This window comes from Pontibacter flavimaris, from assembly GCF_001907195.1.
GTDB lineage: Bacteria > Bacteroidota > Bacteroidia > Cytophagales > Hymenobacteraceae > Pontibacter > Pontibacter flavimaris.
This window is the reverse complement of the sequence record NZ_LVWA01000013.1, coordinates 108,899-132,343: the sequence shown is the minus strand read 5'-3', so window position 1 is coordinate 132,343 and position 23,445 is coordinate 108,899. Positions and strand designations below refer to the sequence as shown.

At 53.4% G+C, this 23,445-nt stretch carries 18 protein-coding genes and 1 pseudogene; 4 read left to right on the top strand and 15 right to left on the bottom strand.

The window, feature by feature from the left end:
* Positions 1-272: 272 nt before the first annotated feature.
* The 9 genes and pseudogenes from A3841_RS19815 to A3841_RS19780 all read right to left on the bottom strand — a co-directional run bounded on the left by A3841_RS19815 (position 273) and on the right by A3841_RS19780 (position 8,087).
* On the bottom strand, positions 273-1,457 hold the full coding sequence (locus tag A3841_RS19815) for a beta-ketoacyl synthase N-terminal-like domain-containing protein (RefSeq protein ID WP_235861528.1): 1,185 nt from the start codon (positions 1,455-1,457) through the stop codon (positions 273-275).
* A gap of 234 nt (positions 1,458-1,691) precedes the next feature.
* Positions 1,692-3,008, bottom strand: a complete 1,317-nt coding sequence (gene bioA, locus A3841_RS19810) for an adenosylmethionine--8-amino-7-oxononanoate transaminase (protein ID WP_073855218.1) — start codon at positions 3,006-3,008, stop codon at positions 1,692-1,694.
* 52 nt (positions 3,009-3,060) lie between these two features.
* Positions 3,061-3,675 (bottom strand): dethiobiotin synthase, encoded by a 615-nt coding sequence (gene bioD, locus A3841_RS19805; protein WP_073855216.1) that lies wholly within the window; start codon positions 3,673-3,675, stop codon positions 3,061-3,063.
* Positions 3,672-4,793, bottom strand: a complete 1,122-nt coding sequence (locus A3841_RS19800) for an aminotransferase class I/II-fold pyridoxal phosphate-dependent enzyme (protein ID WP_235861525.1) — start codon at positions 4,791-4,793, stop codon at positions 3,672-3,674. Before A3841_RS19800 ends, bioD begins: the two co-directional genes overlap by 4 nt.
* 85 nt (positions 4,794-4,878) lie before the next feature.
* Positions 4,879-5,880: a biotin synthase BioB gene (gene bioB, locus A3841_RS19795; protein ID WP_073855254.1), complete on the bottom strand. Its 1,002-nt coding sequence runs from the start codon at positions 5,878-5,880 to the stop codon at positions 4,879-4,881.
* 267 nt (positions 5,881-6,147) lie between these two features.
* Positions 6,148-6,750 (bottom strand): hypothetical protein, encoded by a 603-nt coding sequence (locus A3841_RS19790; RefSeq protein WP_073855212.1) that lies wholly within the window; start codon positions 6,748-6,750, stop codon positions 6,148-6,150.
* 160 nt (positions 6,751-6,910) lie between these two features.
* Entirely contained in the window at positions 6,911-7,048 is a 138-nt protein-coding gene (locus A3841_RS20445) for a hypothetical protein (RefSeq protein ID WP_170866238.1), read from the bottom strand.
* Between the two features lie 113 nt (positions 7,049-7,161).
* A pseudogene (locus A3841_RS19785) lies at positions 7,162-7,383 on the bottom strand (aldo/keto reductase); the annotation flags it as partial.
* A 161-nt stretch (positions 7,384-7,544) separates the two neighbouring features.
* On the bottom strand, positions 7,545-8,087 hold the full coding sequence (locus tag A3841_RS19780) for a glycosyl-4,4'-diaponeurosporenoate acyltransferase CrtO family protein (RefSeq protein ID WP_073855210.1): 543 nt from the start codon (positions 8,085-8,087) through the stop codon (positions 7,545-7,547).
* Between the two features lie 81 nt (positions 8,088-8,168).
* Here A3841_RS19780 and A3841_RS19775 point away from each other — a divergent pair, with 81 nt between their 5' ends.
* Entirely contained in the window at positions 8,169-8,639 is a 471-nt protein-coding gene (locus A3841_RS19775; RefSeq protein ID WP_073855208.1) for a c-type cytochrome, read from the top strand.
* A gap of 95 nt (positions 8,640-8,734) precedes the next feature.
* Here the strand turns inward: A3841_RS19775 and A3841_RS19770 are convergent, their stop codons facing one another.
* The 4 genes from A3841_RS19770 to A3841_RS19755 all read right to left on the bottom strand — a co-directional run bounded on the left by A3841_RS19770 (position 8,735) and on the right by A3841_RS19755 (position 15,644).
* Positions 8,735-11,833: an FAD-binding and (Fe-S)-binding domain-containing protein gene (locus A3841_RS19770; RefSeq protein ID WP_073855206.1), complete on the bottom strand. Its 3,099-nt coding sequence runs from the start codon at positions 11,831-11,833 to the stop codon at positions 8,735-8,737.
* 18 nt (positions 11,834-11,851) lie between these two features.
* Positions 11,852-12,952 carry an enolase C-terminal domain-like protein gene (locus A3841_RS19765; RefSeq protein WP_073855204.1) on the bottom strand — a complete coding sequence of 367 codons (1,101 nt, stop codon included), beginning with the start codon at positions 12,950-12,952 and terminating at the stop codon, positions 11,852-11,854.
* Between the two features lie 32 nt (positions 12,953-12,984).
* On the bottom strand, positions 12,985-14,769 hold the full coding sequence (locus A3841_RS19760) for a thiamine pyrophosphate-requiring protein (protein WP_073855202.1): 1,785 nt from the start codon (positions 14,767-14,769) through the stop codon (positions 12,985-12,987).
* Between the two features lie 236 nt (positions 14,770-15,005).
* The gene (locus tag A3841_RS19755; RefSeq protein ID WP_073855200.1) at positions 15,006-15,644 is read right to left on the bottom strand and encodes a hypothetical protein; all 639 of its coding nucleotides are present in this window, start codon (positions 15,642-15,644) and stop codon (positions 15,006-15,008) included.
* A 975-nt stretch (positions 15,645-16,619) separates the two neighbouring features.
* Between A3841_RS19755 and A3841_RS19750 the strand changes: the two genes are divergently transcribed.
* Positions 16,620-16,889, top strand: coding sequence for a hypothetical protein (locus A3841_RS19750; protein WP_073855198.1), 270 nt, complete (start codon positions 16,620-16,622; stop codon positions 16,887-16,889).
* 43 nt (positions 16,890-16,932) lie between these two features.
* Here A3841_RS19750 and A3841_RS19745 read toward each other — a convergent pair whose 3' ends face one another.
* Both A3841_RS19745 and A3841_RS19740 read right to left on the bottom strand, forming a co-directional pair.
* Entirely contained in the window at positions 16,933-17,595 is a 663-nt protein-coding gene (locus tag A3841_RS19745; RefSeq protein ID WP_235861523.1) for a YczE/YyaS/YitT family protein, read from the bottom strand.
* Between the two features lie 137 nt (positions 17,596-17,732).
* Positions 17,733-20,237, bottom strand: a complete 2,505-nt coding sequence (locus A3841_RS19740; RefSeq protein ID WP_073855196.1) for an outer membrane beta-barrel family protein — start codon at positions 20,235-20,237, stop codon at positions 17,733-17,735.
* Positions 20,238-20,789: 552 nt separating this feature from the next.
* Here A3841_RS19740 and A3841_RS19735 point away from each other — a divergent pair.
* Both A3841_RS19735 and A3841_RS19730 read left to right on the top strand, forming a co-directional pair.
* Positions 20,790-22,127 (top strand): TSUP family transporter, encoded by a 1,338-nt coding sequence (locus tag A3841_RS19735; RefSeq protein ID WP_073855194.1) that lies wholly within the window; start codon positions 20,790-20,792, stop codon positions 22,125-22,127.
* A gap of 65 nt (positions 22,128-22,192) precedes the next feature.
* Positions 22,193-23,359, top strand: a complete 1,167-nt coding sequence (locus tag A3841_RS19730; protein WP_073855192.1) for a trans-sulfuration enzyme family protein — start codon at positions 22,193-22,195, stop codon at positions 23,357-23,359.
* Positions 23,360-23,445: the final 86 nt, after the last annotated feature.

Below are 23,445 nucleotides of genomic sequence, written 5' to 3'. Positions count from 1 at the left end.
TGAAATGAGAGATCTCTATAGAATTGTATCTAAATCTCGCGCGCTGCTCGAGGTGACATAAATAAGCAACAAGTATAACTCCCCTCCTTGGAGGGGCCAGGAGAGGGTTTATACTTGTAGGGACAGATCGCGACCTGTCCGCGCGAGAACAGCGACGATGAAACTTATACTTCAGCAAGAGCAGTTACAGGCTCCCCTCCTTGGCTAAGTCTAGGATCCCGAACTTGTTTCGGGAGAAGGGTTAGGGGTGGTTTGACCCGGTAATATACACCTCAAACCAAACTCACCACCACGCTCGCCGCATTCCCCCCAAAGCCTGCTGCGTTCACCATAATCCGTTTTATACTTTGCGGGTGCTTTTGTGAAAGCAGGTTTGGATAGGGGATGGAAGTATACTGCTGTTGCTGCAGCACCTGCAGGGCGTATTGCAGGCTCAGTGCCCCGGAGGCTCCCAAGGTATGGCCGATGAGCCATTTGTTCGTGGTGATGGCAGGTGCATTTTCTCCGAAAACAGCTTGTATGGCCGCCAGTTCGGCCGTGTCGCCGGCCCGGGTGCCGGGGGTGTGGGTGATGATAAGGTCTATTTTACGATCGTGCTCCGGCAACTGCGTTAGCGCCTGTCGCATCGATTTCTGAAAATTGATACCCTCTGCCGAAATGCCCGTTTTGCTCACCAGCTTCTCAAAGCCTAACCCAACGGCTTCCACGATAGCCGCTCCCGTTGCCGGATGATGCGTTTTTTCGAGAGCAAACACAGCTGCCCCTTCGCCTAAGGTAAAGGTGTTGTGCTTCTCCGCCGCATAAGGCTGGCAGGGGTAGGGGTGGTCAGCGAGCCGGGAGTAAATACCCACTGCCTTCATCTGGGCGATGGTAAAATCGGTGAGCGGGGCTTCGGTGCCGCCCGCCAGAAAACGCCTGGCCATACCCGCCTTCAGCCAGGCCACGCCGTTGGCAATAGCCATCAGCGCCGTGCTGCACGTTATAGAGTGGCTGATCTGCCCGCCTCCGGCGTTCACGGCATGGGCCACCCAGCTCGACAGGTTGCCCAGTGTGGTGGTGGGGGAGGCACTGGAAGACAGCTTCTCCTGCTGAAAAGCCTTGAAATACTGTTCGAATAAGCCCGTCGCGCCACGCGAGGAGCCAATGTTTACCGCCAGGTCATCATCCACAGGCGCATTCTCCTGCAGCCATCCGGCCTGCATTGCGGCCTGCCGGGCGGCATAAACAGCCATCAGCACCGAGCGGTCGAGATGCTTGTAGCCGTGATTTGCCTCTACCAACTCCTGCAGTTTTTGCTCTGCCTCTGCTCGCAAGGCCGCTATCGGAGTCAGTATGCCCTGGTGAAGTATGGTTTCGAAAGCAGGCACACCTGAAGTATAAGCTGCTGCCGTGGAGGCGCTATCGTGTCCTAGCGGAGAGATAGCCCCAAGCCCCTTGATGATGATATGTTCTTTCACTGCTTCCAAAATGCGGGCAAAGGTACGTATTCTGAATCAGGATTTACAGGATGATTAGGAAGAGTAGCAACGAGCCCTTCAGCTGTTCCGGATATCTTTGCCTGGAACCTGATTACTGCGGACAGCCGTGACCGCGTAAGCTGCAGCAGGGGGATGTGGGCATTCCCGGCAAATGACCCTCCGGACATGAAAGTTCGAAATAGTGGTTGCACCTGAGCCGTACTTTATACTTGCCTAGTCATGCAACATGTCTAAGTAGGGGCGTGGGTGGTGGCGCTTGCCGGTAACGATCTCCTGCATGCCGCGAATGGTCTGGTATACCTGATCGAGCTGCGCGTCGGTGATGCAGTAGGGCGGGATGACATAGATGATGTTGCCCAGCGGACGAAGTATAACACCGTTGGCTATCCCATAACTATACAGCGTGTCGCGCAGGTTGCTGAAGTAGGAGGTGCCCCCATCTTCGAACTCTACGGCCAGAATCGTGCCTTGCTGGCGCACCTCGAGCACCTGCGGCAGGGCTTTTATACTTTGGGAAAAGGCGGCATGGCGCTGCACAATGCGATTTATACTTTGTTGCGTCTCGGGTTGCAGCAGCAAATCCATACTTGCCAGTCCGGCTGCGCAGGCGACGGGGTTGGCCGTGTAGCTGTGGCCGTGAAACAGGGTCTTGCTTTTATCATCGTGGAGGAAGGCTTCGTAAATGTTTTCGCTGCACGAAGTGACGCCTAAAGCCATAGTGCCCCCTGTCAATCCTTTGGAAAGGCATACCATATCCGGCTTGTGCTGCACGTAATCGCTGGCAAAAGTGCGGCCGGTGCGGCCAAAGCCGGTCATTACCTCATCGGCAATGGTGAGGATCTGGTGCTGCTTACAAATGGCCATTAGCTGGTCAAGCACCTCAGGGGTATACATGATCATGCCACCGGTTCCCAGCACCAGCGGCTCATAGATAAAGGCCGCCACATCGCCCTGCGCAGCAAGTGCTTTAAGCTGGTTTATACTTTCCTCTTCCTTGCCGGCGGTAGGCACTTCTATAAATTCCACCTCGAAGAGGTAGGGCCAGAACGGGGCGGTAAAGGCACTGCGGGCGCTCACCGACATGGCCCCAAACGTGTCGCCGTGGTAGCTGTCGCGGAAGGCGATGATCTTCTTTTTGGGCATGCCAAGGTTATTCCAGTACTGAATGGCCATTTTCAGGGCCACCTCTACGGCCGTAGAGCCATTATCAGAATAAAAAATGCGGCTTTGACCCTGCGGCAGGATCTGCAAAAGGCGCTCAGCAAAGGTAACAGCAGCCGGGTGCGTGAAACCGGCAAAAATAACGTGCTCCAGCGTTTGCAGCTGCTCAGCTACTTTCCCGGCAATATAGGGGTGCGCGTGCCCGTGCAGGTTCACCCACCACGAGGCGACGGCATCAATATAAGTATGGCCCTCCTCCGAAAACAAAAGCGCCCCCTCGCCCCGAACGATCGGGATAGGCAGCGCTGCCGTTTTCATTTGGGTATAAGGATGCCAGATAACGTTTTGATCACGTTCGGCTAAGTTCATACTTTTGAATCACATTTGGTTTAGTGAAAAATCTACCCTATAGGCCTAATTCTTATAAATATCCCTCAAATGTTTTCGCGTAGGCCGCTACGGTGTCCTTGCAGAAATCGGCTTCCTGGCGGATGGAGGGCAGCAGGCGCAGTCCGGTATACTTCACGATAAAGTCTTCGGAGGTGGCGTTCTCCTCCCCGTTAAAGATAATGCCGGCCACCGGGATTTTGCGGTAACGCAGCACCTCGGCAGTAAGCAAAGTATGGTTTATACTTCCCAAGTAATTCCGGGAGACAAGTATAACCTCCAAACCCAGCTGCTGCACCAGGTCCAGCACCAGGTACCGCTTGTTTAGGGGCACCATCAGGCCGCCGGCTCCCTCCACGATCAGATTGTTTTGGGTGTCGGGCAGGCGCAAGCCTTTCACGTCGATCTCCACGCCCTCGGCAGCGGCAGCCTTATGCGGCGACGCAGCCATTTTGAGGCGGTACGCCTCCGGGTGGAAAACAGAACGCTCGTTAGAAACCAGACTCTTTACGGTGTCTGTGTCGGTGAAGTCCAGGCCGCCTGCTTGCACAGGTTTCCAGTAATCGGCCTGCAGGGCTTCGGTAAGTATGGCAGCGGCAACCGTTTTGCCCACGTCCGTACCGATTCCTGTTACAAAATATTGTTTCATGTACCTTTGGCTATGGCCTGCACGAGGCCCTCAATTTCTTCTTCTCTATTAAACGCATGCACGATCACGCGCAGCCGCTCGGTACCCTGAGGCACAGTGGGCGGCTGCACGGGGCGCACGTCAAAACCTTGTTGTTGCAGCGCAGCCGCCAGCGCCTTGAGCCGCTGAGGCTGTTGCAGGAAAACAGAAAGTATCACACTGCCTTCCGGGGAGCAGCGGATGCCGCTTATGTTGTTCAGTTTTCGGTACAATAGGTGCGCCAGTTGCTTTACTTTTTCCCGTTCTTCTTTAAGCTCAGGCAGTAAAGTATAGGCGCACTTCAGGGCCACCAGCGCGTGCGTGGGCAACCCGGTGGTATAAATAAAAGCGCGACTGTAGTTGATGAGAAACTCGCGGAGCACCTGCGGACCCACCACGGCGGCTCCGTGCAGACCCATGGCCTTGCCGTAGGTCAGCACACGTGCAAATACCTCCTGCTCCAGCCCCAGGGCCGAGACAACTCCCTCGCCATCCTCCCCATAGAGGCCCACGGCATGTGCCTCATCCACAATAAGTGCCGCACTGTATGCGTTACATACTTGTACCAGTTCCCGCAGGGGAGCCTGGTCGCCATCCATCGAGTATACCGACTCCACCAGCACGTATACTTGCCCGCTTGTCCGCTGCAGCTTTTGCCGCAGATCCTCCACGCTGTTGTGGCGGAAGGAGTAGCTTTTGGCAAAGCTCAGGCGGAGGCCGTCTTTCATCGAGGCATGGCTGGCCTCATCGTACAACACGGTGTCGCCGCGCTGGGGCAGCGCCGACAATAAACCCACGTTAGCGGTGTAGCCGGAGTTAAAAAGCAGCGCCGCCTCCGCGTGGTGGTAGCGCGCAATCATACTTTCCAGCTCCTCAAACAGCGGGTGGTTTCCTGATAAGAGTCGGGAGCCGGTCGCCCCCAATGGCAAATGGTTATACTTTTCCTCCTCCTTGTGGATAAGTGCCCGCAGTTTTTGGGAGCGAGCAAGGCCGAGGTAATCGTTCGAGCAGAAGTCGGTAAGGCCGGAGGTGGTTTTGAGTGCCCGCAAGTTGCCCTGCGCCGCCCGCTCCGCCAGCTTCTGCTGCAGTTTTATCGACAAAGGATTTTGCGACAATGGACAAAGGAGTTAAAAAGTAATGCTTTAAAGTATAATTCTTTTGTCTTTTGCCAAACAGTCTTTTGTCTTAAGAGCAAACGAGTTGCTTCTCTTCTTTAAATGATTTTCTAGGGTTGAGGCCCAGCAGTTCGAACATGGATTTGTCCGTATCGAAATCCGGGTTGGGGGTTGTGAGGAGCTTCTCACCGGTGAAAATGGAGTTCGCGCCGGCCAGGAAGCAAAGTGCCTGCTCCGTCACGCTCATGCGCTCACGCCCGGCAGACAAACGCACCATCGACTTTGGCATCAGGATACGGGCCGTGGCAATCATGCGCACCATTTCCCACACCGACACCAGCGGCTGATGCTCCAGCGGCGTGCCTTTAACCGGCACCAGCGCGTTTACCGGCACGGATTCCGGGTGCTGCACCATGGTTGACAAGGTATGGAGCATTTTAATGCGGTCTTCGTCCGTCTCTCCTAAACCGATAATACCCCCCGAACATACCGAAATACCCGCTTTGCGCACGTTGTCGATCGTGTTGAGGCGGTCGTCGTAGGTGCGGGTGGTGATGATGCTGGCATAGTTTTCCTCGGAGGTGTCCAGGTTATGGTTGTAGGCGTACAGGCCGGCCTCCTTCAGCTTCTCGGCCTGGTACTCGTTTACCATACCCAGCGTGCAGCATACTTCCAGACCCAGCTCGTTTACGCCTTTTACCATGTCCAGCACCTTGTCGAAGTCGCGGTTATCGCGTACCTCGCGCCATGCCGCGCCCATGCAGAAACGGGTAGAGCCGCCTTTTTTGGCACGCTGCGCTGCCGAAAGCACCTCTTGCTGCGGCATCAGTTTGTGTACATCCACGCCGGTATGGTAACGCGCTGCCTGCGGGCAGTAGGCGCAATCCTCCGTACAACCGCCGGTTTTTACAGACAATAACGTGCATACCTGCACCTCGCCGGTGGCCTGGTATTGCTTATGCACAGTAGCTGCCTCTACAATCAGTTCCAGTACCGGCCTGTTGTAAATGGCTTCTATTTCCTCCAGGCTCCAGTCGTTGCGGAGAGCTGTGTTTTGTCCGTTCTGCATCATGGTATTCTCGGTTAGGGTCACGAAGGTAATTTGAAGATTTAGGATTTAAAAATCAAACGTATGGGCATCTTCGGTGGATAAATAGTTAAGTTGTTCAGCTTGTGATGCTTCTTTGTGGATAAATTACTTTGTTGATTTGTTGAGAAAAATTGTTTAGCGGTCTGGTTATGGAAAACAAAAAGCCCCTGCTGGCGGGCAGGGGCGGGGAGTAACGGTTAGTATATGAAGCGTAGCATCCCATAGGGTGCTATGATTTCATATACAGGATTAGGACTTCGTTTTTTTTATTAACCTCCAGTTTTCTTCTTTCTTGTCAAGTCCTAAAAAACCATACTTCAGACTCCAGTAAAACCTTTCTACATAATTGTCCCTTTGTTTAAATCGTTTTGCATATTCATCTGCTTCAATGATTTTTACATCATTATAACTTATGCCATCAATTTCAAGAATAGTATTTGATGAACTAATTAGACTATCAAGTTTATATCCTTTAAATCCACCATAAAACCAAGACCCCTTCAATGTTATATCAAAATGGATATATGGCACTTTTTCTCTGGATGTAGTTACACTGACAAGTTGTTTATGAGATAAATATCTATCATAATTAGGGTCTGTACTAGTGCATTCTAAATAATAACCTTCACAATATTGCGTGAAAATATCTAAAGCATCATCGTAGCAACCATCATATTTATGAATGCCATTAAGAAAGGTCGTGTCTACTTTTCCCTTAGTAGATTTGAAAATTAATATTTCATTTCCTTCATAAGGAATGTATGCCTTATAGTTTTCATCAAGTTTGTAATACCACGTATTACAGGAAAATAGTAATACACTTGAAAGAATGGCTATCAATTTTAGTTTCATAATTATGAACTCTAACTATAGTATAAACAGAACCCTATTCCGCTTAAACTACCAAATCCGGCAGCTAACACGGAGTACGTTTTCAATTTAGTAATTTCCACTAAACAAAAGAGCACCCGTTGCCAGGTGCTCTTCCAATGCTGCAATCATACTTTATACTTTACTCCTGCTTTTTCTCCTCCAGGTGCACCAGGTAACGGGTTAGTTTGTCCCACTGCAGCTGTTGGAAGAGTTCCCAGCTGCCCTCGGCCACAAAGGTGTTCAGTACGGCGCGGTTACTGGTATTGATGATCAGCATCGGCTCTCCTTTTCCAAAGTTGCGTTATAGAGCAGGCTCCCGCCAGAAGTGATAAATCCGTCTTGTTGCGCAAAAGCGGGTAGCGTTCCTGTCGCCAAAGGGAGGAGTAGTCTTTTAAATGGTTGCAGTGCTTCGCCTACCAGTTCTTCATTGGCAAACGGTCCATATACTTCGGCGGTGTCAAAAAAGGTGATGCCTTGTTCAACGGCTGCACGAATTAATTTTATCATTTCTGCTTTGTCTCCTGCCGGTCCGTAACCGCCGGTCATTCCCATGCAACCAAGTCCAAGGGCTGAAACTTCCAAACCGCTGTTTCCTAATCTACGCTTTTCCATTGTTGTCAATTTGATTGTTACTCTATGAAATTTACGGCGTCACTTACAATGATCCCCAACGTGCTGAGCTATAAGGTGGCAAGCTACCTTATAGGTGTTGTTGGAGGTGGTGATCTTAAAAGCATTTATGGAATATCTACCTAACACACGTTAGTGTTTTTTCATTTCAACCCAATAATCCTGCTGTATCTTGGTCTGTTGAAGCGTTGAACCATTATTGGATATATATTTAGAAATAAGTTTGTGATGATAAGCCACTTTGCCTCACCTAATGAGCTTGGAACTCCAATAGTTACGGCAAAAACAATCAGGGCTATGATTGTATGTCCTAGTTCGGATGCCCGAGTATTATACTCGCTTTCTTTTAGTGAAAGCAGGCTGTGCTTTACAGGGTTTTTCTTTTTATTAATCCTCTCCCATCCAATCCACACGAGTAGTTTTCTATAGGCATGAACCCCAAGGTATTTGTAAATACTCCCGTTTCTTTCAAATGGCTTAGGCTCGAAATAGTCTGAATCAAGTTCTAGATTTATTTGTGAGGTCAAGTATGTATACCAAATCATGAGTATAAAATTCAGGCTCCAGCTAAAAACAAAGCTTTCAAAAGAAAACATCACACCAACACCGTAGCTGATGGAAAAGGCCATCAGTGTAGCAAAAACCGAGGCTAACCATTTATTTGAGTTCTTTTTTACCCTGTTCAATTTTTTACTCCTATTTCCTCCAACTAATGTATAAACGTAATAACTCCGTTTATACCACCAAAACCAGCGGCTATACGAAGTATGCCATCAATATGGCAAACTATAGGTCCGCTGCCGGGCATTACCGCCCTGATCGCGTTGCCGATGCTTTCGAACAAAGGCGAACGCAGCCCGAAGCGAAGGCCCTGGGCTGTGGTAGTTGTGGTGTGCGTTGTGGTATTTGTCACTAGTTTACTCGTGGTAGGGTTTCAGGCACCGTGGTCGCCGCGGTCCGAGACAAAGCCCATTGCTCAGGTGCAGGCTAAGCTGCAGGACCTGGTGCTGGCGCTAGGGATGAGTCTTTTTTACCAGAAGGGCTGCCAGTACTGTCACCGGATGCAGGGCGGAGGCGGCCATACCGGTCCGGAACTCAGCACCATAGTCCGAAGCTGGACAGAGCAACAGCTGCAGACTCAGATCGTGAACGGCGGCAGCGACATGCCTGCATATGGCGGAATGCTCACCAAAGAGGAACTGCACGCGCTGGTGGCATACCTGAAAGCGCAGCAGTAAGTATAAATCAAGTATACTTTTAACATACAGGAAAAAGAACTTAGCAGGAGACGAACGCTTTTGATGGAGTGCCGCCTTTGTTCCTGAGGCTGCGTTTACTGCAATGGCTCCTTGTCCTTCAGGCAATCTAGCACCAAAAGGCTGAAGAAGAATAGTGCGCTCACCGCCGCCAGCACTACTACTCTTCGGCTTTTCTCGGCTGGTGGCGCCGATAGCTGCATCTGCTCTACATATTTTTTCTCCGGATACCCGTCTTCATGGCTTGGTTGATGCTGTTCTCTTAGTGCCATTTGCAGTACCTGCGCCAAATGCATGGCCCTGCGGTTGGTGCCTTGCTCGATTTGCTCACGGCAGCTAAAGCCATCTGCCACAATCAGGGTTTCTTTATCCGCTTTTCGTACGGCCGGGAGCAGCACACGCTCACCGGCAGCCAGCCCCACCTCGTAGTGCCGGCCGGCTTCGTAGCCAAAATAACCTGCCATACCACAACAACCCGAGTCCAGTACCTGGAAGTCCAGTTTCATATGCTGAAGTACCTGTTCTTCGCCCTTCAGTTTCATGATGGCTTTGTGATGGCAATGGCCATGCACCAGGGCCGTTCTTTTCAGCTCTGGTACTTCAAAATCAGGAGCGAGTTTCGTCAGGAATTCTCCCAGGGTATAGGTTTGCTTTTTCAGGCGCTTAGCATCTTCATCGGCCGGGAATAAGTTGCAGAGCTCATCGCGGAATACGGCCGTGCAGCTTGGCTCCAGCCCAACGACCGGTGTGCCCTTGCGAATGTCTTCGCGTAGGGCATCCAGGATATCCAGCAACAACCTTTTAGCCGTTTTCAGCATCCCGAAATCATACAGCGGCCGGCCGCAGCACAGCATTTGCTCCGGCACTACCACGTTAAAACCGGCCGCTTCCAGTACCTCTTTGCCGGCCACGAGCGTTTGGGGTTTAAAGAAGTTGTTGAAGGTATCGGCCCAAAGTATAACGCGTGGTTTGCCGGTATCTTCCCGGCGGTTGTCGCTGTACCAGTCGCGGAAAGTGCGCTCGGCGAATTGCGGTATCTGCCGCTTCTGTGATACGCCCGCCAGCAGCTTTGCTATACTTCCGGTGATGGGGTTCTGTGTCAGGAAATTAACCAGCTCCGGTATGTGGGATGCCAGGCGCGCCCACCAGTAGATCCAACCAAAAGCATACGCAGTACGTGGACGCAGCCTACCTTCGTAGTAATGCGACAGGAATTCTGACTTGTAGGTGGCCATGTCTACATGCACGGGGCAGTCTCCTTTGCAGCCTTTGCAGGCCAGGCACAGGTCCAATGCCTCCTTCACGCTTTCGCTTTTCCAGCCGGTATCAATTTCCTGGCCCTGCAGCATCTCGAACAGCAAACGGGCGCGGCCACGGGTGGAGTGCTCTTCCTCACGGGTTACCATATAGCTCGGGCACATGGTGCCACCTTCGTGCCGGCGGCATTGCCCCACACCTACGCAACGCAGTACAGCCCGCGAAAACAGGCCTTCGTCGGTGGGGTACTGGAAGTATGTTTTGGGTTTTTCCGGGCTGTAATCGGCGCCCAAGCGCAGGTTTTGTTTCTGGCCATACGGGTCTACCACTTTGCCAGGGTTCATTTTCCAGTCCGGGTCCCAGATAGCTTTAAATTCGTTGAAGGCCTGCACGAGTTCTTTACCAAACATGATCTCCAGCAAATCGGCTTTGGATTGTCCGTCGCCATGTTCGCCTGAGATAGAGCCGCCATAGCTCACCACCAGCCTGGCGGCCTCTTCGGTAAAGTGTTTATACTTATCGATGCCGGGTTGCGTAACCAGGTCAAAATCGATGCGGCAGTGAATGCAGCCCTGTCCGAAGTGGCCGTACAGGGCGGTATCGTAATCATACTTGTCGAGGAGTTTGCGGAAATCACGCAGGTATTCGCCTACTTTATCAGGTGGCACGGCAGCATCTTCCCAGCCTTCCCAGGTATCAGCCATGTAAGATACAAAAGCTGTGGCACCCAGGCCTGCTTCCCGCACGCGCCATAGTTGCTGCTCCTGCGAGCGGATATCGAACAAGCTCATAGTAGGCGGGTTGTCTACTTTTTTCAGGTCTTCCATCAGGGCCCTGCAGCGGTCGTCGGCTTCTTGCTGGGTGTTGCCGCCAAACTCTACCATCAGCCAGCCTTGGCCCGCTGGCAACAACGAAATATCGTTCAGGTCGAGGCCCCTGTTGCGCATAAAGTCGATCAGTTTTTCGTCGATCCCTTCGAGGCCGATGGGCTTGTGTTTTAAGGCAAAAGGGGCGTGCTGGCCGGCGCTATAGACATCGGGGTAGCCCAGCACCACCAGCGAACGGTTGTGGGGGTTGTCGATCAGTTTTACCGTGGCGTCGAGGTATACCACGCAGGTGCCTTCGGTTCCGGCGAGCGCGCGGGCTACGTTAAAGCCATTTTCGGGCAGCAATTCATCGAGGTTGTAGCCTGATACGCGGCGTGGTATCTTCGGGAATTTCTCTCGGATGAGGTCGGCATACTTGTCGCGCAGGTCGCGCAGCTTGCTGTAGATTTCGCCTTTGCGGCCACCTGCCTGTATAATTTTCTCCAACTCCTCCTCGCTGGTAGGGCCCACCTCCATTTTTAAGCCGTCATAGGTAAGCACGGTCAGCGTTTCGGTATTGTCGGAGGTGCGGGCGCCGAGGCCCTGCTGGCTGGCCATTACCGAGTGAACGCCGCAGGAGTTGTTGCCCATCATGCCGCCAATGGCGCAGTGGGTGTGGGTGGAGGGGTCGGGGCCGAACGTGAGACCATACTTTTCGGTGGCATACCGCAGCTCATCCAGCACAATGCCAGGCTGCACGCGGGCCAGTTTCTTATCCGGGTCGATGTGAAGTATCTGGTTGTAGTATTTGGTCATATCCATCACCACGGCCACATTGCAGCACTGCCCCGCCAGGCTCGTGCCGCCACCCCTCGACAGCACTGGCGCTTTATACTTGTTGCAAAGCGCTACGGTGTTAAGGATATCCTGCTCCGTTTTGGGTACCACCACCCCGATAGGAACCTGCCGGTAGTTGGAGGAATCGGTGGAGTAGAGGGCGCGGCTCCCGTCATCGAAACGTACTTCGCCTTCCACACTGGCTTTGAGCTCCGCTACTAATAGTTCGACATCAATTTCTATTTCCTGTTGGCTGTGCTTTTCGGTAATGATCATGATTTCATAGCTTGAAGATTAGTTGACCTTAAATTTCGCGGCGTCCTGCTGCCTGAACTCCAATCCCAGGCCGGGGCGGGAAAGATCGGGGCTGAACCTGCCGCTTCCGGGCTGCTGCACACCCTCAAAGAACAGGTTTTCGATGCGGGCATGGTCGTAAAAGTATTCCCCGATGTAGAAGGCGTTAAGGGCCAGGCAAGGGTGCAGGTGCAGGGCGGGGGCGCAATGGAAGGAGAAAGGCAAGTGATAGGCCTCGCACAGGTAACCGGCTTTCAGAAAGCCCGTGATGCCGCCGCAGCGGGTGGCATCTGCCTGTAAGACGTCTACCGCCTGTTGTTTCAGCATTTGGTTAAAGTAGCCGATGTTATAGCCGTACTCGCCTGCGGCCACCCGGATTTCCGGCGGCGTGTGATTCCGGATGAAGTATAACCCCGCAAGATCGTCGGAGGATACTGGCTCTTCAAACCAGGTAACGCCATGGTCCGCAAAAGCCTTCGCCTGCGTTATGGCAGTTTTAGCATCATACGCCCCGTTGGCATCTACAAAGAGCTGTACGTTGTCGCCTATACTTTCCCGGGCAGCTTGTACCCGCTCCAAATCTGCCTGTGCATCGCGTCCGATCTTCATCTTGACGTGCTGAAAACCATGGTCGGCCCATCCACCCAATTGCTGCTGCAGCCTTTCGATAGGATAGGAAGTAAAGCCACCACTACCGTAGAGCAACGCTTCTGATTTTACCATCCCTAATAGCTTTGCCAGTGGCAGGTTCAGAATTTTCGCCTTCAGGTCCCATAAGGCGTTATCAACTGCCGATACTGCCATCATGGCCATGCCACAACTGCCTTCGTTGCGGATTGCCACGAGCATGTCTTGCCAGATCTTTGGGGTGTTGAAAGGATGCTGCCCTTTTACATGCTGCATCAGGGTGGTAGCTATAAAAGAGGAGAGAGAGGCATCGGCGTAGGTATAGCCGATGCCTCTCTGGCCCATTGCTTCCAGTTCTACCAGTACCATGGTGGTGCTGTTCCATTGCAGCGTCCCATCCGACTCCGGATAATCCGTCGGGACGGTATAGGCAGCTACCTTTAGATTGGTGATGGCTTCTGAATTGGCTGGCATGGCACTAAACTATTGTATCATCTGGCTCAAGCTTAATGTGGAAGAATTTCTTCTACCAGGTCTTTGAATGTCTGCTTAATGATACCGATTTCGTGCGGATCGCCTTTTACAAGCATTTTGCTAAACTTCACGGTCTGCTCAAAAGTAATATGGGGAGGTATCGTCGGAACGTTTGGATCGGTGTGTACTTCCAGAATAGCAGGTCTGTCTGCTCCTAACACGGCATCCCAGCCGCTGCCGATATCCTCTGGCTTTTCTACTCTCACTCCTTTTAAGCCAAGCATCTCGGCATACTGGGCGTAAGGGAAGTCCGGCACATCCTGAGACGTGGTAAATTCAGGATCTCCAACCATCACGCGCTGCTCCCAGGTTACCTGGTTCAGGTCAAGGTTCTTAAGCACCATGATCACCAGTTTCGGGTTGCTCCAGCGCTTCCAGTATTTGGCGATGGTGATCAGGCCATTGATCCCCAGCATTTGCATGGCACCGTCGCCTACCAGAGCAAGGACTACACGCTCGGGAAATGCAAATTTGGCGGCTATGGCATACGGTACGCCCGGGCACATGGTAGCGAGGTTGCCAGACAGCGAGGCCATCATACCTTCGCGCACCCTCAAGTTTCGGGCAAACCAGTTGGCGCAGGAGCCGGAGTCGGAGGTGATGATACAGTTTTCGGGCAGGCGTGGGGAGAGCTCGGAGAACACCAGTTGCGGGTTGATCGGGTTAGCTTCGTTTCTGGCGCGAGCCTCTATTACTTCCCACCAGTCATGTACGTTCTCCATGATCTTCTCCTGCCAGCTGCGGTCTTCTTTGCGTTTCAGGAGTGGGATCAGGGCTTGTAAGGTGGCTTTTGTATCGCCGAGCAGGTTTACCTCCATCGGGTAGCGCAGGCTCAGCATCCGGCCGTCGATGTCGATCTGTACACCCCGTGCTTCGCCCTCTTTCGGCAGGAACTCAGAATACGGAAAGCTACTGCCGATCATCAGCAAAGTGTCGCAGTCGATCATCATTTCCCAGCTTGGCTCGGTGCCCAGCAGCCCAATGGAGCCGGTGACGTAAGGCAGCCGGTCATCGAGGGCGGCTTTGCCGAGCAGGGCCTTGGCCACCCCGGCTCCCAAAAGCTCTGCCACCTGCTTTACTTCCTCGGCTGCTCCCAGGGCACCGGCACCTATCAGGATAGAAACTCTTTTGCCTTCATCCAGCACGTTAGCCGCCTGCTGCAGTGCCTCCAGGGGCGGCACTACGTTGGTGAGGGCGTGGCCTACGCCGGTATGCACGCTGCCGTGCTTGCGTGGCGCCTGCTCCACGGCCTCCAGTTCCTGTACATCGTTGGGCACAATAATGCATGTAACGCAGCGCTTGGCCTTGGCTATCCGGATAGCGCGGTCTACCACCTGGCGCGCCTGCTCCGGCACCATGATCATGTGCACATACTCGCCGGCGACATCTTTAAATAACGAAATAAGATCTACCTCCTGCTGATAATCCCCCCCCATGGCCATACGTGCCTGCTGCCCCACAATAGCCACCACTGACTGGTGATCTAATTTGGCATCGTACAACCCGTTCAGCAGATGAATGGCTCCCGGGCCGGAGGTGGCCATGCAAACACCCACTTCACCGGTAAACTTTGAATGGGCACAAGCCATAAAAGCAGCCATTTCCTCGTGGCGTACCTGTATAAAGTCTACTTCATTCTCCGCTCTCCTTAAGGCACCCATCAGCCCGTTAATACCGTCGCCCGGAAAACCAAAAATGCGGGTGATACCCCATTCTCTTACACGCTCAATAATAAAGTCCCCAACTTGCTTGCTCATTTGTTTTACTGTTAGTGTTAAAGATTGCTTTAAAACATATGTGTATAGCTATTTTTAGTGCAACTATCTGATATTCTTGTATATACATCTGTATTGTTTGCAACGGTATCATGAGGATAGGGTTGCTGCTGCTGTTGCTTTACCTGCTCTTTATAGTGTGGAGGGCGAAAAAAAAGCGGCCGCTACCGTAGTAGTGGCCGCTTTCCCTGCATTCAGGCGGAGTAACGTGTCTTTACCTATTGTTGAGCCTCCTTTTTCTCCTCCAGGTGCACCAGGTAGCGGGTTAGCTTGTCCCACTGCAGCTGCTGGAAGATGGCCCAGCCGCCCTCGGCCACAAAAGTGTTCAGCACGGCACGGTTGCCGGCATCCTCGCCCTGGTTGTTAATGGCCTCGTTTTTACCGATCTCGTACCCGTGAATGGTATTGCCCTCGCGTGTTACCCTGAAGGTGCTGCTGGCTTCCTTGGCGAAGAAATGTTCCACATCCGCTTCGCCCTCTCCCAGTTCTTTCGGCTTCTCACTCGGCTGCACGGTAAACTCGGCCAGGTTCTCCTCCTCGCGTATATCTGTTACCTCTACCCAGTTCTCGATGGTAGAGGCAGGCAGAATGATTTTCATGTAGTAGCCAAGCTCCGGCTTAAGCGCCGAGGTGTGGCGTCCGTGGTTATCGTAGAGTTCAAACGTGGAGTTAATGCCGGAGAGCTTGGTCCAGTCATTCACATCAAAGAGCTTTTGCCTGGAGCGTTCAAAGGCCGCAATGGCCTCCTGCTCGGTAGGGTAGGTGTTCTCGTTTTGGTAGCGCTTGTCTTTGGCTTCCTCGCCCAATAGCACCTTGGCCTCTTTCTTTACCTTGTTAAAAATATCTTTTATCGACATAGCTTTCTCTGCTTTTAATAATGTACAAGTATAGAAAGTACGCGTACGGCGAGTGGATGTTGATGAGTAGGACTACCAAATAAAGTATAACCGGGCAAACCAGGGTGGATGCCTGCATCCGGTCGTTTAATAAAGTACAGGCTATGGGAGTTACGACTGGCAAGGGTGTTTCCTGATCTAGGAAAGCGTTGTGGAACAGAACACTACCATTAAGAACGTGTAGCACTGCGATACGCTACCTTATACTATACAGAAGTGGCCAGCCAATGATGAACGCAATGGACCCGATCTGTCCATAGTCCGGCGATAATTTGCAGAAATCGCTCCTTGGTACACATCGTATATGGTACTTTTTGAACTTTACTTTTGCCTGTAACAACTCCTGGACGTATACAGGATTGCGCAATTGCTTCTCCTAACTTCGTGATCGTAAATCACAACAGTTGGGACAATGCCTTCCGGGAGCCCGAGCTGCTGCCGTGGCTGTTCTCGCAGGAGAAATGATGCATCATGTCAGCATGCCCCTCCGGGCGTAAGCGCTTATCCCCGGTAAAAGAGGGCGAGATTCTCCTGCTTTTTCACTTTTAAACCCGGACTTCTAAAAATCATATTAGAAGGGCCGCCTCTTTCTGAAGAATCCTGTTCTGCACCAGTCGGTTACTGTCTGACGAGGCGCTTTGCTGAGAAAATCATTCAAACTTATCTTTCTAATAACATAGAATCTATATATTTGGTTATTAGCTACTTGAGCTTAGTTGCATCTTTGCTGCAGGGACTAGGGTGCTGCAGCAAAGGTCAGTGTTATAACAAAACAATGCGCTTAAAGTATAGCACGAAGCGAATTGAACGAATCTAGGGTTTGTCCACACTGTTTCCTGAACTTTTTACCCATTTCGGGCAAAAACTTGTGATTTTCTTCTCTTGATTTGAACTATCAGGAAATTTAGCATGTATATACCCTAGAAGCTTAATACTATGAAAGAATTAGAAAGAATCGAGAAAGGATTAAAGGAAAGCAATACGCTGCTTTACAAAACAGACGACAAAGGATTGGCTTGCTCTTTTGTGAACGGGGGTCTGGTGGTAGACTCTTTTGTGATTGAGGACAACGTTATTGCGGATGCGCTTGCCAAAAAAGGCGTGAATGGTGTGGTGGAAGGAAGTAACTTCAGCATGCTTCGCAGCAACTACGACTGGTTTTCGCTGCACGTGAAAACGAAAAGGCTTTACGAAACTCTCAAGTAACAAAAAAGCAGCCCTACGGCTGCTTTTTCGCTCTTAGCTCCTTTTATACGTTCACTTCCTCCGGCCGCTCCTCGCTCAGCGCCTCCCTAAGCCTGGCAAACACCTTCAACGATACCTGGAAAACGGGGCTCAGGATAAACGTGTAGAGAAACGTCACCACATGGATCGGGCCGCCTAAAAGGAAACCGATCACCAGCACAACACTTTCCACCGCCATCCGGGCCTTACTCACCGATAGCTTGGTGCGGTCCGAGATCGTCAGCATGAAGCCGTCGCGGGGGCCGGCCCCTATGCCTCCCGCCACATACAGGCCACCGGCCATGCCCGTAACAAGTATAGCCAGCAGCAGCCACACGTAATCAAGCCAGGTATGGGTTGCTTCCGGAAGAATGTCCAGCCACAGGAAAAAGTCCATGAAGGGGCCGATGAGCAGCGCGTTGAGGAACGTGCCGATGTTGACGTACTTCCGGCTAATGAAGAGCGAGACCAGTATGAGCGCCATGCCCACCAGCACGCTCCAGGTGCCGATGCTCCAGCCGAATCTCTCCGAGATGGCCACGTTCAGCACATCCCAGGGGTGCAGGCCCAGGTGCCGCACCTTCACCGAGATACCCACCCCGAGGCCAAACAAAACAAGCCCCAGGAAAAAGAAAGTATAGCGAATCACCCAGTTGCGCAGGGTATCCGATCCAGAAGATAAAGCCATACTGCAAGCTTAAGCAAATCCGGCCACTCTGCCATCGCCGCCGGCTAAAAAACGGGCCGGAAAGCGTGCAAAAAAAGACTCCCCGCCAACGCTGGCGGGGAGTCCGGGTAGATAGGTAGTAGTTATACTTTTGGGGCTTAGATGCCGCCGGCCCCGCCGTTGCCGTCGCCTTGCTTGGTGTCGTCGTTGCGGATGCTGCGCTTGCGGCGCGGCTGCTTCTGCTTCTCCATCTTTCCGAAGCGGTAATCGAAGGTAACGCGGGCACCGCGGTTGTAGTTGTTGATGCGCATGCGCTGGGTGAAGTCGATGGCCTCCACGTCGTTGTTCATCTTCATGCTCTTGCGGAAGGGGTTATCCAGGCCCAGGCTCAGGCCGCCTTTGCCTTCAAACAGCTCTTTCTTAAAGGCCAGCGAGTGGTACGAGAAGGAGGCAAACTTGCCCTGCAGCTGTATTCTGCGCGAGTTGAAGCCGCCGTTAAACTGGGCGCTGAAGCCTTTGCCAAAGTCATAGGAGGTATTACCGTTGATGTTATACATCCAGCCGCTGTTTTCGTACAGCGAGCTCTTCAGGTCCACGTAGTAAACGTTTCCGCTGCCGCTCACCGACCAGGCCTTTACAGGCTTAACAGATCCGAACAGGCTGACGCCGTAGGTCTTGTTCTGAGCCACGTTGGCAAAAGTGAGGATGGTGTTATCACCCTCCAGGTCCGGCACTGTCTCGATGGCGTTATCCGTTTCGCGCATGTACAGGTTGGCGCTGACGGAGGCCGTTTTGAAGTAGGTGCTGTAGCCTAACTCGTACAGGTTGGTCAACTCGGCATCCAGGCGAGGATTACCGCGCACGATTGTTCCGGGTGCCTGTTCCTGGTCAAATGGGTTCAGGAAGAACAGCGACGGGCGCTGGATACGCTGCGTGAAGTTGGCCTTTAGCGTATGCTTCTCCTTCAACGTATAAGACAAAGCTATACTTGGGATCAGGTTGTCGTAGCTGTCGGAGTACTTCTCACGCTCCTGGCTGCCGTTCTCCAGCACCTGAAAGTAATCACCCTCGATTTCGGTGTGCTCGTAACGGGTACCTACTTTAAAGTTGAGTTTCTTAAGGGCAAAGCCGTAGGTAAAGTAGGAGGCGTACACATCCTGCGCATAATCGAAGTTCAGGTTACTGTTAGCCGAACCGTTCTCTGCCACAAAAATATCGCGGTAGAAGCCGTCGCTCTTCACATCCCGGAAGATGGACTTGGCGCCCAGTTCCAGCGTGGTCTTGTTGTCGAAAGGCTGCACGTAATCGGCCTGGAAGGTCAGCTCGTTGTTGGCGCCGTCGTTGTTGTTGCGCTGCAGGAAGAATGGCTCCTCGCCGGCAGTATAGCGGTCCTGGTAGTTGCGGGTGTCGGTGTCGGTCATGGTGTACTGCGACAGGATCGCCAGTTCCTGGCCCTGTTTCCCGAACGTATGCACATAGTCCAGGTTCAGGTCCGTGCCCAGGCGCTTGTTGCGGTTCTCGATGTCGGTGTTGAACGTATAAGCCGGATCTTCCACGCCGTTCTCAGTGAAGCGCTGCAGCTGGTCGTTCTCCATTCTGAACTGGCCGCCGTTGCGGCGCACGCCACCCGAGATAGTGTTTTTGGCATTGATGTCGTAGTCGAAACCGAGCTGCGCATTCATAAAGGCACCCCGGATCTTGGTGTCGCCGTACTGCTCACGCCTGCTCTGCAACCCATCCTCATTGTTAAAGGTGGTAATGTTGCTCATGTCGCCGTGGTTGTAGAAGTGCACCCCGCTGCCGGTGGCATTGATGCCCAGCTTGCCGCGACGCACGTTCAGGCTGGCGTTGCCGTTGCTGGCGCGCGTGCCGCCCGTAACTGCTACAGAGCCGCTCACACCTTCCAGTCCATTGTCTTTTTTGGTAATGATGTTGATGATGCCTGCCGTTCCTTCAGCGTCATACTTGGCTGACGGGCTGGTGATCACTTCCACGGTTTTGATCATATCCGCCGGTATCTGCTTGAGTGCATCGGCCACGCTGCCCGCCATGATGGAAGACGGCTTGTTGTTGATGAGCACGCGCACGTTGCCGCTGCCGCGCAGCTGCACGTTGCCGTCGGTGTCCACGCTCAGGGCCGGCACTTTCTGCAGCACGTCGGCAGCGTTGCCGCCGGCGTTGGTAATGTCTTTCTCGGCGTTGTACACCGTGCGGTCGATTTTCTCTTCCACCAGCGGCTTCTCGCCGGTAATCACCACCTCGCTCAGTTTCTTGGTGTCAGAGGCCAGCGAGATCGTGCCCACGTTCACCTCGGCGTTATCAGAGGCGATGGTGACGTTCTCCACCACCTGCTGCTGGTAGCCCAGAAACGACACGTTGAGTTTATACTTGCCGGCCGCCACTTTCTGGATCGTGAAGCTGCCTTTGTCGTCGGCCATGGTGCCGTCGATCGCCTTGCCGGTGCTCAGGTTGATGAGGGCCACGGTGGCGAACTCCACAGGCTTCCTGGTGTCGGCATCCAGCACCACACCGCTGATTCTGGCGTTTCCTTTCGGGGCAGGCATGGTGGCTTGCTGTTGTTGCGGGCTTGCCTGCTGCGGCGCCTGTGCCCATCCCGCCGTGGTGCTCAGGCCAAGCAGGATCAGTAGTAAATGCTTCTTCATAGTTTATGCGTTCTGGTGGTCGGTTAATTTCATACTTGTAAACGTCTTCATACGCGCTGTTTCTGGTTCTTCACACTACAAAGTAAAGCGGCAAAACTGTACCGCTAAAACAGAATATACCAATGCACAGCGTTTCTAGATGAATAGCCTTTGGCACCCGATAAGCCGTTGGTGGGGATAAACCGGGCCTTGGTCGGCTGTGGAGTGGGGCAGCGGCAGAAAGAATGCAATTGCAGAAGTATAAAAAGCGGCTCAACCTGCTGTAAGGGCACAAGGTAGGGCAAGGCTTATACTTTGCAGGTTAGCCCGGGTGCAGGGATGATACCTGATCAGGAAGCATGAAAGTATGGATGGGACCGGAATGGACCTTATACTTTCATCCCATGCTTTGCTATAAAAGAGGCCTGTTTTAGTTGTAATTATCGGCGCGTTTGGCGGTATTCCGGTGGCTAGTGTGTAAATTTGGCCGGGCCTGCAGAAACATTTTTTCCGGTATCCGCACAACCGCCACAGGTCCTGCCAACCATTACACAACAGAGGCATCAGAATAGCATGAACACCCCCTTGAACAAAGCCACTGCTGCGCCTGCTCCGGAGGTAGGTGCGGCAGGAAAGGCTGAGCCGCTTTTCCCGGTTTACCTGAACATGCAGGAGCTACAGACGCTGCTGGTAGGCGGCGGTAACGCGGCGCTCGAACAACTGTCGGCCATACTTGAGGCGAACCCCAGGGCACAGGTACGGCTGGTAACACCGGAGGCAGGCGCAGAGCTGCGCAGGCTGGCGGTCGCGCACCCGAGGGTGGAGCTGGAGCTGCGCGAGTTTCAGGAGGAGGACCTGGAAGGGGTGGAGCTGGTGCTGCTGGCAACCGGGGACCTTCTCTTAGACAAAGCCATTCACGACCTGGCCAGGTCGCGCGGGGTGTTGGTGAGCAGGGCCGGCGCAGCACCCGTGTCTGCTGCAAAACCGAAAGTGCGGGAAGAGCTGGCGGTTCCGGTGCCTAAAATCCTGCTCAAGTATAACCTGACCTCGGTACTGGTGCTGGTATTCTCGGCCATCGCCCTGATGGTGACGGGGCACCTGTTGTTCAGCTACATCCCGCTGCAGACCATAGGTAACCTGGCCCTGGACGTTGCCGCGCAGATCGACTCGGATATTCTCATTTTCATACTTGCCGGCTTTGTGGCGCAGCTGATCGACGGAGCCCTGGGCATGGCCTATGGCGTGAGTGCCACCACGTTTCTGCTGAGCGTAGGGGTGAGCCCGGTGGCAGCCAGCGCCAGTGTGCACGCCTCCGAGATCTTCACCTCCGGCGTATCGGGCTGGATGCACCTCAAGTTCAGGAACGTGAACAACAAGCTGTTTAAGAACATCGTGCTGCCGGGGGTGCTCGGGGCCATCCTGGGTGCGTACCTGCTTGTTACGTTTGAAGAATACCTGTACGTCATCAAGCCGCTGGTGGCGGGGTATACCCTGGTGCTGGGCATCCTGATCCTGCGCAAGGTGCTGCGGAAGAAGGTGAAGAAGCAGCCGGTGAAAAAGCTGGGCGTCCTGGCTACGGCGGGCGGATTTCTGGACGCCATCGGGGGCGGGGGCTGGGGGCCGATCGTGTCGTCCACGCTCATCGCCAAGGGCCGTAACCCCATGTACACCATCGGCTCCGTGAATTTGGCTGAGTTTTTCGTTTCCATTGCCAGCTCGGCTACCTTTGTGGCCTTTGCCGGTATCTCGCACTGGCAGATTATCCTGGGGCTTATACTTGGTGGCTGCATCTCGGCACCCATCGGGGCCATGATGGCGCGCCGTCTGCCGGTTAAGACCATGATGATCATCGTGGGCATTGTAGTGATCATCGTCAGCCTGCGGCTGATCGTGATGGCGCTGCCGTTTTAAGGACTAACTGCTGACCGAGCCCCGCAGATGCAAACGATCGGGGATCTATACAAAAAAGAAATTATATGAGTGATAACACAACCGGGGCCATACGCCTGCAAGCACAGCAATCTCACTACCGGGAGCACTCGGTGCCTTTATACCTTACCTCCAGCTTCACGTTTGAGGACGCTGAACAGGCGCGCGCCGTATTTGCCGACGAGGAGCCGGGGCAGGTATACTCCCGCTACGGCAACCCGAACGTAGACGAGCTGATCCGGAAGATGTGCTTCCTGGAAAAGGCCGAGGATGGCTTTGCCTTCGCCTCCGGGATGGGCGCTATTTTCGGCAGCCTGGGGGCACTGCTGCAGTCCGGCGACCACGTGCTGGCCTGCCGTTCCGTGTTCGGCTCCACGCACCAGTTGCTTACCAACATCTTCCCGAAATGGGGCATTACCTATACGTATGCCGATGCGGCCAAACCGGAGGAGTGGGAAGACCTGATCACGCCCGCGACCAAGCTTATACTTATCGAGACACCTTCTAACCCGGGTCTGGAACTGATCGACCTGGCGTGGTTGGGGGAGCTCAAGCAAAAGCATAACCTGCTGCTGGTGGTGGATAACTGCTTTGCCACGCCCGTCCTGCAGACGCCTGCCGACTATGGCGCGGACCTGGTGCTGCACTCGGCCACCAAGTATATCGATGGGCAGGGCCGTGTGCTGGGAGGTATCGCGGTGGGTAGCAAGGAGCTGATAGCACAGGTACGTTTTTTCGCCCGCCATACCGGTCCGGCGCTCTCGGCGTTTAATGCCTGGATACTGTCGAAAAGCCTGGAGACGCTGAGCCTGCGCATGGAGAAGCACTGCGAAAATGCCCTGAAACTGGCGGAGGCCCTGGAAGGAAATCCGGCCCTGGAGAAGGTAAATTACCCGTTCCTGCCATCGTTTCCGCAGTATGAGCTGGCAAAAAAGCAGATGCGCCTGGGGGGCGGCATTGTCACGCTGCAGGTAAAAGGCGGCTATGAGGCAGCCAAACGTTTTATCGACAACCTGCAGATGGCCAGCATCACCTCCAACCTGGGCGATACCCGTACCATCGTGACGCACCCGGCCTCCACCACGCACTCCAAACTGACCGAGGAAGAGCGGCTGGCCACAGGCATTACGCCGGGCCTGGTGCGCGTTTCGGTGGGCCTGGAAAGTATAAACGACATTCTGGCGGACATGCAACAGGCGCTGGGGCGGGTGTAGCGTTAGCAAATAAGCATCCTCCTGCCCCTTCAGGAGCAGGGCCGTTTCATTTTCTTCGTTTTGTCATCCTGAAAGGATCTTTGTAG